The organism is Massilia sp. TWR1-2-2, from assembly GCF_049897565.1.
Classification (GTDB): domain Bacteria; phylum Pseudomonadota; class Gammaproteobacteria; order Burkholderiales; family Burkholderiaceae_D; genus JAFCUW01.
Genome location: NZ_JAFCWM010000022.1, coordinates 77,720 through 88,686 on the forward strand (window position 1 = coordinate 77,720; position 10,967 = coordinate 88,686).

The following is a 10,967-nucleotide window of genomic DNA, read 5'->3' on the forward strand; positions in this document are numbered from 1 at the left end:
ATGATTCTCCGTTCTTCGATTACTGCGATTTGAGTTGCATGGCCGGCGTGACCTGGCACGCGCGCCAGGTCGGCAGCAGGCCGGCCAGCACTGCGGCGAACACCGACAGCACGAAGGTAAATACCAGCATCACCCAGTCCATGTGGGCGATATTACCCATCTCCTTGGACTGCATGGCGATGAGCACCAGCGCGGCCACCGCCAGCAGCAGGCCGAGGATGCCGCCGGCCAGTCCGACCACCGCCGTCTCGACGAGGAACTGGCGGAAGATCTCCCGGCGCGAGGCGCCCAGCGCGCGGCGGATGCCCACTTCAGAGGCGCGCACCGAGAACTTCGCCAGCAGCAGGCCAATGGTGTTGACGAGGCACAGCAGAAGGAAGCCGAACGCCAGCCAGGCCGAGAGCTTGCTGTCGTTGCCGACGACCTTGTTCACGGCCATCCACTCCATCACGTCGTACAGGTTGTTCTTGGCCGCGCGCGGCATGCGCCCCAGTTTGCGCTGCTCGTTGGCGTAGCTGTTGAGGTAATCCTGCAGCGCGGCGCGCTCGCCCGCCGATTTGGTCTGGAACCAGAACTGGATCCAGGTGCAGTCCGACTTCTGGATGCCTTCCAGGCCCGGGCCCGGATTGCCGCTGCAGTTCATGTTTCCCTGGGGGCCAACCTGGTTGCGCACGGCGCTTGAAAACGGGATGAACAGCTCGTCCTCGTTGCCGAATTTGCCGGCGCCGCCGATCAGGCGGTAGTAGTGCGGCATCGGCGCCCAAGGCTTGAGCACGCCGACGATCTGGAACTGCTGGCCGAGCATGGTGACGCGCTTGCCCACCGGGTTGGCGTCGCCGTACAGTTTTTCGGCGATCTTGCGGCTCAGGACCACGACATTGGCGCCGCTGTCGTCCTCCGCGTCGCTCCACGCCTGGCCATGCAGGAAGGGCGCCTCGAACATGGCGAAGAAGTCGTGCGTCAGCGCCAGGCCCGAGGTCTGGAACACGCCCAGGTCCTTGCGATCGGGCTCGATCGGCGCGCCTATTCCGAAGATGGCGGTGCGCCGTTCGCCCTGTTTGCCCTTGAGCAGATTGACCGCGTCCGGGTAGCTGATCTGGAAGTCGTCGAGTTCTTCGCCTGGCGTGTAGCCGGCCAGCGGGCCGACGTCGAACAGCGGCACGAACAGGCGGTCGCTCTTGTGCGGAATAGGGTCGCCCGACATCACGTGCAGGATCGTCAGCGTCGACACGCTGGCGGCCACGCCGATGGCCAGGGTCAGCACCATCAGCGCCGTCAGGGCCGGATTGCGGCGCAGGCTGCGCAGGCCGAGTTTGAGGTAGTAGGAAAACATGCTCGCTCCTTATGCGCCGTGGGTGGCTGCCTTGGCGTCGAACAGCGTCGGCGTCTTGCGCACCAGGTCGGACACCTGGCCGTCGATGATGTGGACATTGCGCTGCGAGCGCACCGCCAGTTCCGGATCGTGGGTGACCATCAGGATGGTGGTGCCCTGGGAGTTGATGTCTTCGAGCAGTTCCATCACGCCGCGCGCCATCTGGGTGTCGAGGTTACCGGTCGGTTCGTCCGCCAGCAGCAGCTTCGGGCTGCCGGCCAGCGCACGCGCGATCGCCACGCGCTGCTGCTGTCCGCCGGACAGTTCGGCCGGGTAGTGTTTCATGCGCGAGGCCAGGCCCACCTTGGCCAGCGCGTCCTCGATGCGCTCCTTGCGCTCCTTGGCGTTGAAGCCGCGGTAGCGCAGCGGCACGTCGACGTTATCGAACAGCGACAGGTCGGGAATCAGGTTGAAGCCCTGGAAGATGAAGCCGAGCTTCTCGTTGCGCAAACGGGAACGGGCGTTGTCGTCCATGCCCTTGACGTTGATGCCGTCGAGGATGTACTCGCCGTCGGTGAATTCCTCGAGCAGGCCGGCGATGTTCAGGAAGCTGGTCTTGCCGGAGCCGGAAGGACCGGTCACGGTGACGAATTCGCCCTTGTTGACGGTAATTTCGAAACCGCGCAGCGCGTGCGTTTCGATCATGTGGGTGCGGTACACCTTGGACAGATTGGACATGCGCAGCATGGGACTTCCTTTCGAAGTGAATCGTTATTGGGGCGGTTATTGATTGACCGAGACGCGCGCGGCGTTGTTGAAAGCGTCGGTGCCGGCGATGACGACCTTGTCGCCGACCTTCAGGCCGGACAGGATCTCGACCGCCATCACGCTCGTGGCGCCGAGCGTGATCGGCGTGCGCACGGCGACGCCGTCCCGCATGACATAGGCGAAGCGTCCGCCTTCGCTTTCGACGAACGGGCCGCGCGGCAGCATCACCACGTTCGGCTTTTCCTCGATCAGCAAGCGCGCGCTGACGCGCTGGCTCTGGCGCAGGCCCTTCGGCTGGGCGCCTTCGAAGCGCACCCGCGCCAGCACCTGGTTCTTCACCACTTCAGGCGACAGCGCCGCCAGCTTGCCGGTGGCGCGGCCTTCGCCGAGCTGGATTTCGGCCGTCATGCCAAGGCCCATGTCGGCGACGTAGGTCTCCGGCACCTCGAGTTCGACTTCGAGCTTGGACAGGTCGACCAGCGTCATTAACGGCGTATTGGCCGCCACCACGCTGCGGTTCTGCACATTGAGGGTGCCGACGAAGCCGTCGACCGGCGCGCGCACAGTGAGCTCGTCGAAGCGGCGCTGGGCGTTGGCCAGCGACAGGCGCTGGCGGTCCAGTTCATTGACCTTGGTGCGCAGCGCCAGCGCGACATCGTCGCTTTCCAGTCCGGCCGCCTTGGAGGCGTGGCTGGCGCGGATTTGCGCCGAGCTCAGTGCGTCCTTGGCCTTCTGAAAATCGATCTTGGCGATGATGCCGACCTGGCCGACGCTTTCGTATCGCTCCAGCGTGCGCTGGGCCGACAGGCGGTCGATCTCGGCGGTGTCGGCTTCGCGCTGGGCCAGCAGCTTCTGCTTTTTGGCCAGGATCTGCTGGCGCGCCACTTCCGCCTCGAGCTGGTTGTAGCTTGACTGTTCGCGCTTGAGGGCGTCGGCCAGGTCGGGTGACTCGAGCACGGCGAGCACGTCGCCTTTCCTGACGGTGTCGCCGGCGTTGGTTTTCAGCGTGACGGTCGACTGCGCGGTGGCATACAGCGTCGGGCTGATGGCGGCGACGACGCGGCCGTTGACGGAGGCGTCGCGCACCAGCGTGCCGCGGGTGACTTCGGCGATGCGCAGGCGCGAGGCGCTGACCGAATGCTCGCTGCCGCGCCAGGTCGTCAGCAGCAGGACGGCGCCGACGATGACGACGGCAGCGGCGCCGGCCCACAGCGCCCGCCGCTTGATGTTCTGCGCCGGAGCTGCGGTGATGACGGCGTCTTGGGATGAGGTGTCTCGGATCATGGTCTGGATGGTGGCAACGATGCCATTAACCTTGCAGGATCCGTGCCAGCAGCTAAGTCACTGATTGGTAAGCAATTCGCCGCGGACGGACGGTGTCCACGTGCGTCCGGCCAGTGTCCGCCGGCGCCGCGCCGATGACCTATTCTTTTTCGATACCGGGCGCGGCGCGCGCGGCCTCGCCGGCGCCGATAAAGTCGTTCGCGCCAGGCTTGTTGTCGAAGCGGAGCGGCTTTTCCGGGAAGTCGGCGGCGGACGCTGCGACCGACAGTGCGAGGCATACAGCCGGGATGGTGAAGTTCATTGAATGTCTCCGTGGAGTTATTGTTCGGCTATTTCAAGGCTGAGGATCGCGGAGCTCAGGGTCTTGTCATGCGCGTCCAGTGATGTTGAAGCGTTCCTCGACGATCGACAGGGCCAGGCGCGCGCGATCGAGCGCACCTGGGCCGGCATACGACATCTGCCCCTCGCCGATGTAGCTGTCGATGTAGCCGACCGATACCTTCCGCGTGGGCGGGCACGCTCGCCCGGTGGCGCCGCTGACGCGCACCCGGTCCGGTCCGATCTCGGCGATCTGCACGCCGGAGAAGTCGGCCACCACGTCCGGCGTCACGTAGGCGCGCGGATCATCGATCTCGTAGAGCAGTTGTTCCTTGCAGGTGGCGGCGGTGACCTGTCCGCCGCTGCCTGCCACCTTGGTGACGATGAGCGAGCCATCCTGCGCCACTTCGCCGATAGGAAAGCCGAGCCGCGCCAGGCCGGCGACATCCTTGAAGCCCGGATCGGCGAAGTAGCCGCCGGTGATCTGGCCGGCGCATTCGAGCAGGTGGCCCACCAGCGTGCCCTGGCCGAGGCGCTTCCAGTCGTCCATCGCCGAGCCAAACTGGTGGATGAGGGGCGCGAGAACCAGCGCCGGATCGGCGACGCGGCCGGTGATGACCGCGCCGATCGCGTTAACGCGGTTGCCGCTGTCGTCGATATAGTCGCCGGCGCGCAGCGTGCCCAGCACGTCGTCGCCGACCACCGCCGCCACCTTCAGTTCCGGCTGGTTGAGCGAGCGGGCGATGGCGCGCACCTTGGCGGCGGCGGCCAGCGGATTGGCCGCGCCCATGTTGGTGATGATGCGGATGCCTTTGGCGCGGCACGGCGGCAGCACCGCGCGCATGCGCTCTTCGAGCAGCGGGTCGGGCCGGCATCGGCATCGGCCATGCGGGCGCGCTGGGCGATGGCCGTGAAATTCGCGGGGTCAGGTCTGACATTCGGACATTCCTGAGGCGCACAACGTTAATGGCAGCATGGCCATGCTACCAAACCGGCCAAGGCAGGCGGGCGGCGACGCGGAAAATGTCCGAATGTCAGACCTGACCCCAGCTTTTTGCAGCTTTTTGACCCCGGCTATTTTTCCTGCTTCAGCGGCTTGCCCTTGTCGATCACTTCGTGGCAATCGCCCTTCAGCGTCGAATTGTCGTAGTCGGTCCAGCCGTAGCTGTCGACCACGCGCTTGTGCTGCTTGAACTGGTCGCTGAGGAAACTCCATTCGAGCTTTTCTTCGCCATAGCGGATGTCGGCCAGGTCGAGCAGCGTGTGGAACATGTTTTCGGTCGCCAGCCGCGCCCGCCTGTGCCGCGCCAGCTGGCCGACCTTGGCCGGATAGCGCGCCTCGAACCGGTCGGAATACCAGACGAATGCCGGCACATGGAATTCGTGGTTGGTGTTGTGCCCGTGGAAGGCGAGCTTGCAGCTCTTGTCGTACAAGGTCTGGCCGTGGTCGGACACGTACAGCATCGAGGTGCGCTGCTGCGACTGCTTCAGGTTACCGATCAGCTGCGCGAGGAACCAGTCGGTATACAAGATGCTGCTGTCGTAGCTGTTGTTGAGCTGCGGCTTGATCACCGGGTCGGTATAGACCGGCTTGTCGATGCCGAACAGCGACGGCTGCCATTTGTCGAATCGCTTCGGGTAGCGCTGGCTGTAATTCCAGTGGCTGCCGAGCGAATGGACAACGATCAGCTTTTTCGGCGCCCGGTCGGCTACGGCGTTCTTGAATGGGCCGAACAGGATCTCGTCGAAATTGGAGTCGTGTTGAAAACCGCCCAGATTGAGGAAGGCGATCACGTCCGCTTCCTTGGCAAAGACCGACACCGGCGTGTCGAACTTGCCGAAGGACACCTGGTTGGAAATCCAGAAGGTCTTGAAGCCGGCTTCCTTGTAAGCGGTAATGAAGGACTTCTCGTTGAAGCCGTCTTTCAGGCTTTGCATTGCCGTCTTGCGCGAGATGATGACCGGCACCGACAGCCGGGTTGCCGATACCGATGTGATGACGTCCGGCAGCATCACCAGGTTTGCCTCCTGGCTCAGCAGGGGATTGGTGTCGCGCTCGTAGCCGTTCAGGCGCCAGCGGTCGAAACGCGACGACTCGCCCAGCACCAGCACCACGGTTTCCTGCTCGCCGTCGGGCGAGGCCTGGCGCGCGCCGAAGGTGAAGCTGGCGCTGCGCTGGCCCAGTTCAGCGAGATATTTCCGCTCTTTGTAGAAGTCGACGCCGCGCCCGACCAGGCCGAACGGCCACGATTGGGCAAACGGCTCGAATTCGAGTGGCAGCATCGCGCGGCGCGGCAGCGGCGGCAGTTTCCAGCCGGTCAAGCCGGCGCCGGCCACCGCGGCCGTATCCTTGCCGGCGGACGGCGCCGCCGCCTTTGCCGGTTTGACCGGACCGGGCAGCGCGGCGACCGCAGCCGGCCTGGCGGCGACGCCGAACTCGTAGCCGTAGGCCCACACCGCAACGCCGAGCGCCAGCGCCGCCAGGGTGACCTGGCGCGACGAGTCGGTCCAGTCGAGGTCGCGCGTGCGCCGCGCCGCCTGCCACGTCGTGCCCCACCAGGCCAGGACGCCAACCATCACCATCAGCATGCCCCACACCTTTTGGCCGAGAAACTCGATCGCTTCCTTCGGCGCCGTCTCGGCAATGATGCCCAGGTGGTGGGTCGAGATGCCCTGGCCATAATAAGTAAACAGATATACTTCGGTCGGCACGGCGACAAACGCCGGCAGCAGCAGCCAGTGGAACCATGCCGGGCGCGTGAAGATGGCCCACACCGCCAGCCAGCCGATCGCCTCGATGCCGAGCACCTGCAACGGACGCTCGAGCGTCTTGCCCAGCAGCATCGGCACGAACGGCACGGCCGACAGCGCCACGTACGTCAGCAGCAGGTACAGGTTCACGGGGCGCAGCAGCGGGTGTCGCATCGAAAGCATGAAAAGCCAGGCACGAAAGCAAAGGCACCTATTATCCGGTCTTTCCACGTAAAGGAAAATAATTCCGGGAGAAGATCATATGTAAGGCGCCGGCGCCGGCGGGCGCAACCGGCGCGCGCAACCGGCGCGCGCGAATCGCGTTGCTGATCGGTAAACTGGTTGACCGACTGGCTGAACGGGCCTATACTCGCGAGTTCTCGAATTTATTCTGCACATCGTATCGCAATCACAGCCGCTCCGAGCTAGAGTGGCTGTCGGCGCCTCCCTTTGCAGTGCAAACCGGGACTAGGTTTTAGTCCCCGGGCAACCGCCCGGGTTATTCATGTTGTATCTTTGTTGGATTTATAACGATGCCAACCATCAATCAACTGATTCGCAATCCACGTGTCGCTCTGACCGTGAAGAGCAAATCGCCGGCGCTGGAAAACAGCCCGCAAAAACGTGGTGTTTGCACCCGTGTATATACGACGACCCCAAAGAAGCCAAACTCGGCTCTGCGTAAAGTCGCCAAAGTTCGCCTGACCAACGGTTTCGAAGTCATTTCGTACATCGGCGGTGAAGGCCACAACCTGCAAGAACACAGTGTCGTGCTGCTGCGCGGCGGCCGTGTTAAAGACTTGCCGGGTGTGCGTTACCACATGGTTCGCGGTGCACTGGATACCCAGGGCGTTAAAGACCGTAAGCAGTCGCGTTCGAAGTACGGTACCAAGCGCGCTAAGCCGGGCAAGAAGTAAGCTGTTTTTTTAAGCTTCGCACCCCATTGAGATAGTTGAACCGATCGTAATGGTCGAGTAAGTGGTTGGTCATGATGGCCACCGCGAGTGTTGCGCAAGCAGCCTCAACTGAAGACTGAAAGGAATTGAAATGCCACGTCGTCGTGAAGTCCCCAAGCGCGAGATCCTGCCGGATCCAAAATTCGGTAACCAGGATGTCGCCAAATTCGTCAACGTGCTGATGCTGTCGGGTAAGAAATCGATCGCAGAAAGCATCATCTACGGTGCCTTCGAGCACATCAAGCAAAAGTCCGGCAAGGACCCGCTCGAAGTGTTCGCTACCGCGATCAACAACGCCAAGCCGATGGTTGAAGTGAAGTCCCGCCGTGTCGGCGGTGCCAACTACCAGGTGCCAGTTGAAGTTCGTCCAGTTCGTCGTATGGCGCTGTCCATGCGTTGGTTGCGCGAAGCCGCAAACAAGCGCAGCGAAAAATCCATGCCACAACGTCTCGGTGGCGAACTGATGGAAGCTGCGGAAATGCGCGGCGGTGCCATGAAAAAGCGTGACGAAGTTCACCGCATGGCTGAAGCGAACAAGGCGTTCTCGCACTTCCGCTTCTAATCATCCGGCCAACCCCGGGGTGAAATTAAACCCGGGCGCGGCCATGTATCTGTTGTTCGAAGCCGGGCTCATTTTGTTCACAAAATGCCGCTCGGTTTTGTCCATTAAAAGATTTAGGAATATTTATGGCACGCAAGACCCCCATTGAGCGCTACCGCAATATCGGTATCTCCGCTCACATCGATGCTGGCAAGACCACCACGACCGAGCGCGTCCTGTTCTACACGGGCGTGAACCACAAGATTGGCGAAGTCCATGATGGCGCGGCCACGATGGACTGGATGGAGCAGGAGCAGGAACGCGGGATCACGATTACCTCGGCTGCGACGACTTGCTTCTGGAAAGGGATGGCTAACAACTTCCCTGAGCACCACATCAACATCATCGACACCCCGGGCCACGTTGACTTCACCATTGAAGTCGAGCGCTCGATGCGCGTGCTCGACGGCGCCTGCATGGTTTACTGTGCAGTTGGCGGCGTGCAGCCGCAGTCGGAGACCGTGTGGCGCCAGGCCAACAAGTACAAAGTGCCACGCCTGGCCTTCGTCAACAAGATGGACCGCACCGGTGCGAACTTCTTCAAGGTCTACGAGCAGATGCGTGCCCGCCTGAAGGCGAACCCGATTCCGCTGCAGATTCCAATCGGCGCCGAAGAGAACTTCCTCGGCGTGGTCGACCTCGTCAAGATGAAAGCGATCTACTGGGACGACGCGTCGCAGGGCATGAAGTTCGACTACCGCGACATTCCTGCTGAACTGCAAGAGCAGGCTGACGAGTGGCGCCTGAAGATGGTCGAGGCAGCTGCCGAGTCCAGCGACGAACTGATGAACAAGTACCTGGACGAAGGCGACCTGACCGAAGCCGAGATCAAGGCTGCCCTGCGTGCCCGCACGCTGGCGTCGGAGATCGTTCCTATGATGTGCGGCACCGCGTTCAAGAACAAGGGCGTGCAAGCCATGCTCGACGGCGTGATCGAATACCTGCCGTCGCCAGTCGACATCAAGCCAGTACAGGGCATGGATGAAGACGACCAGCCGACCAGCCGCAAAGCCGACGACAGCGAGAAATTCGCTGCGCTGGCGTTCAAGATCATGACCGACCCGTTCGTCGGCCAGCTGATCTTCTTCCGCGTCTACTCCGGCACGATCAAGTCGGGCGACACCGTCTACAATCCGATCAAGAACAAGAAAGAGCGTCTTGGCCGTATTTTGCAGATGCACGCCAACCAGCGCGAAGAAATCAAGGAAGTCCACGCCGGCGACATCGCCGCTGCGGTGGGCCTGAAAGACGCGACGACCGGCGAAACGCTGTGCGATCCATCGTCGATCATCACCCTTGAAAAGATGGTGTTCCCTGAGCCGGTGATTCAGCAGGCAGTCGAGCCGAAGACCAAGGTCGATCAGGAAAAAATGGGCCTGGCGCTGAACCGCCTGGCGCAGGAAGATCCGTCGTTCCGCGTCAAGACCGACGAAGAGTCGGGCCAGACCATCATCGGTGGTATGGGCGAGCTGCACCTGGAAATTATCGTTGACCGCATGAAGCGCGAATTCGGCGTCGAAGCGACCGTCGGTAAGCCACAAGTGGCTTACCGCGAGACGATCCGCAAGGTCTGCGAAGAGTCCGAAGGCAAGTTCGTCAAGCAGTCCGGTGGTCGTGGTCAGTACGGTCACGTGGTTCTGAAGATCGAGCCGCAAGAGCCGGGCAAGGGCTTCGAGTTCGTTGACGCCATCAAGGGCGGCACCGTGCCACGCGAGTACATCCCTGCAGTTGAAAAGGGTGTGCGCGGTACGCTCAACACCGGCGTGCTGGCAGGTTACCCAGTGGTCGACGTCAAGGTCACGCTGTTCTTCGGTTCGTACCACGATGTGGACTCGAACGAAAACGCGTTCCAGATGGCCGCTTCGATGGCATTCAAGGACGGTTGCCGCAAGGCGTCGCCGGTCATCCTCGAGCCAATGATGGCCGTGGAAGTGGAAACGCCGGAAGACTACGCCGGTACCGTGATGGGCGACCTGTCGTCCCGCCGCGGTATGGTGCAGGGCATGGACGAGATTCCTGGCGGCGGCGGCAAGATCATCAAAGCCGAAGTGCCACTGTCGGAGATGTTTGGTTACTCGACCTCGCTGCGTTCCGCGACGCAAGGCCGTGCGACCTACACGATGGAATTCAAGCACTATTCGGAAGCGCCTAAGCACGTTACCGATGCGATCATCACGGCTAAAGCTAAATAACAAATTGGGTGACAGTGCCGGACATCGCGCAGCGATGTTCTGCTCTGTTACCAACTGATTAGAAATCATTTAAGGAAGAACAAAATGGCAAAAGGTAAATTTGAACGGACCAAGCCGCACGTCAACGTCGGCACCATCGGTCACGTCGATCACGGTAAAACCACGCTGACGGCTGCGATCGCGACCGTTCTGTCGAAGAAATTCGGCGGCGAAGCAAAAGCATACGACCAGATCGATGCGGCACCAGAAGAAAAAGCGCGCGGCATCACCATCAACACCGCGCACGTCGAGTACGAGACGGCCAACCGCCACTACGCACACGTCGATTGCCCAGGCCACGCCGACTACATCAAGAACATGATTACCGGTGCGGCGCAGATGGACGGCGCGATCCTGGTTTGCTCGGCCGCTGACGGCCCGATGCCACAGACCCGCGAGCACATCCTGCTGGCGCGCCAGGTTGGCGTTCCATACATCATCGTGTTCCTCAACAAGTGCGACCTGGTCGACGACGAAGAGCTGCTCGAACTGGTTGAAATGGAAGTGCGCGAGCTGCTCGTCAAGTACGAGTTCCCAGGCGACGACCTGCCAATCATCAAGGGTTCGGCCCGTATGGCGCTGGACGGCGACACTGGCCCGATGGGCGAGCAAGCCATCATGGCCCTCGCTGATGCACTCGACACCTACATCCCTACGCCAGAGCGCGCAATCGATGGCGCCTTCCTGATGCCTGTGGAAGACGTGTTCTCGATCTCGGGCCGCGGCACTGTCGTGACCGGTCGTAT

Annotated in this window: 9 protein-coding genes and 1 pseudogene; 4 read left to right on the forward strand and 6 right to left on the reverse strand. The window is 62.1% G+C overall.

Annotation, left to right across the window (positions count from 1 at the left end; translation table 11 throughout):
- Positions 1-19 precede the first annotated feature (19 nt).
- The 6 genes and pseudogenes from ACP7DD_RS19550 to ACP7DD_RS19575 form a co-directional block, all read right to left on the reverse strand.
- Positions 20-1,333 (reverse strand): ABC transporter permease, encoded by a 1,314-nt coding sequence (locus tag ACP7DD_RS19550; RefSeq protein ID WP_426176471.1) that lies wholly within the window; start codon positions 1,331-1,333, stop codon positions 20-22.
- A 9-nt stretch (positions 1,334-1,342) separates the two neighbouring features.
- A complete protein-coding gene (locus tag ACP7DD_RS19555) occupies positions 1,343-2,059 on the reverse strand; it encodes an ABC transporter ATP-binding protein (protein WP_426176472.1) in 717 nt (238 codons plus the stop codon).
- A gap of 36 nt (positions 2,060-2,095) precedes the next feature.
- Positions 2,096-3,364 carry an efflux RND transporter periplasmic adaptor subunit gene (locus ACP7DD_RS19560; RefSeq protein ID WP_426176473.1) on the reverse strand — a complete coding sequence of 423 codons (1,269 nt, stop codon included), beginning with the start codon at positions 3,362-3,364 and terminating at the stop codon, positions 2,096-2,098.
- Between the two features lie 139 nt (positions 3,365-3,503).
- Positions 3,504-3,665: a hypothetical protein gene (locus ACP7DD_RS19565; RefSeq protein WP_426176474.1), complete on the reverse strand. Its 162-nt coding sequence runs from the start codon at positions 3,663-3,665 to the stop codon at positions 3,504-3,506.
- Between the two features lie 75 nt (positions 3,666-3,740).
- Positions 3,741-4,591: pseudogene (locus ACP7DD_RS19570) on the reverse strand (acyclic terpene utilization AtuA family protein); the annotation flags it as partial.
- Between the two features lie 165 nt (positions 4,592-4,756).
- The gene (locus ACP7DD_RS19575) at positions 4,757-6,616 is read right to left on the reverse strand and encodes a phosphoethanolamine transferase (RefSeq protein WP_426176475.1); all 1,860 of its coding nucleotides are present in this window, start codon (positions 6,614-6,616) and stop codon (positions 4,757-4,759) included.
- A 350-nt stretch (positions 6,617-6,966) separates the two neighbouring features.
- Between ACP7DD_RS19575 and rpsL the strand changes: the two genes are divergently transcribed.
- The 4 genes from rpsL to ACP7DD_RS19595 form a co-directional block, all read left to right on the forward strand.
- Positions 6,967-7,350, forward strand: a complete 384-nt coding sequence (rpsL, locus tag ACP7DD_RS19580) for a 30S ribosomal protein S12 (protein ID WP_099792233.1) — start codon at positions 6,967-6,969, stop codon at positions 7,348-7,350.
- Between the two features lie 130 nt (positions 7,351-7,480).
- Complete coding sequence (gene rpsG / locus ACP7DD_RS19585; RefSeq protein WP_133114979.1) at positions 7,481-7,951, forward strand: 30S ribosomal protein S7; 471 nt, start codon at positions 7,481-7,483, stop codon at positions 7,949-7,951.
- 125 nt (positions 7,952-8,076) lie between these two features.
- The gene (gene fusA, locus ACP7DD_RS19590) at positions 8,077-10,182 is read left to right on the forward strand and encodes an elongation factor G (protein ID WP_426176476.1); all 2,106 of its coding nucleotides are present in this window, start codon (positions 8,077-8,079) and stop codon (positions 10,180-10,182) included.
- Between the two features lie 84 nt (positions 10,183-10,266).
- Positions 10,267-10,967, forward strand: a 701-nt coding sequence (locus ACP7DD_RS19595) for a GTP-binding protein (protein WP_426176477.1), incomplete at its 3' end; no start/stop codon positions are given.

Bases quoted from the DNA above. Each gene is read 5' to 3' on its own strand.
- ACP7DD_RS19560 (WP_426176473.1), bottom strand. From the start codon at position 3,364: ATGATCCGAGACACCTCATCCCAAGACGCCGTCATCACCGCAGCTCCG.
- ACP7DD_RS19565 (WP_426176474.1), bottom strand. From the start codon at position 3,665: ATGAACTTCACCATCCCGGCTGTATGCCTCGCACTGTCGGTCGCAGCG.
- ACP7DD_RS19550 (WP_426176471.1), bottom strand. From the start codon at position 1,333: ATGTTTTCCTACTACCTCAAACTCGGCCTGCGCAGCCTGCGCCGCAAT.
- rpsL (WP_099792233.1), top strand. From the start codon at position 6,967: ATGCCAACCATCAATCAACTGATTCGCAATCCACGTGTCGCTCTGACC.
- rpsG (WP_133114979.1), top strand. From the start codon at position 7,481: ATGCCACGTCGTCGTGAAGTCCCCAAGCGCGAGATCCTGCCGGATCCA.
- ACP7DD_RS19575 (WP_426176475.1), bottom strand. From the start codon at position 6,616: ATGCTTTCGATGCGACACCCGCTGCTGCGCCCCGTGAACCTGTACCTG.
- fusA (WP_426176476.1), top strand. From the start codon at position 8,077: ATGGCACGCAAGACCCCCATTGAGCGCTACCGCAATATCGGTATCTCC.
- ACP7DD_RS19555 (WP_426176472.1), bottom strand. From the start codon at position 2,059: ATGCTGCGCATGTCCAATCTGTCCAAGGTGTACCGCACCCACATGATC.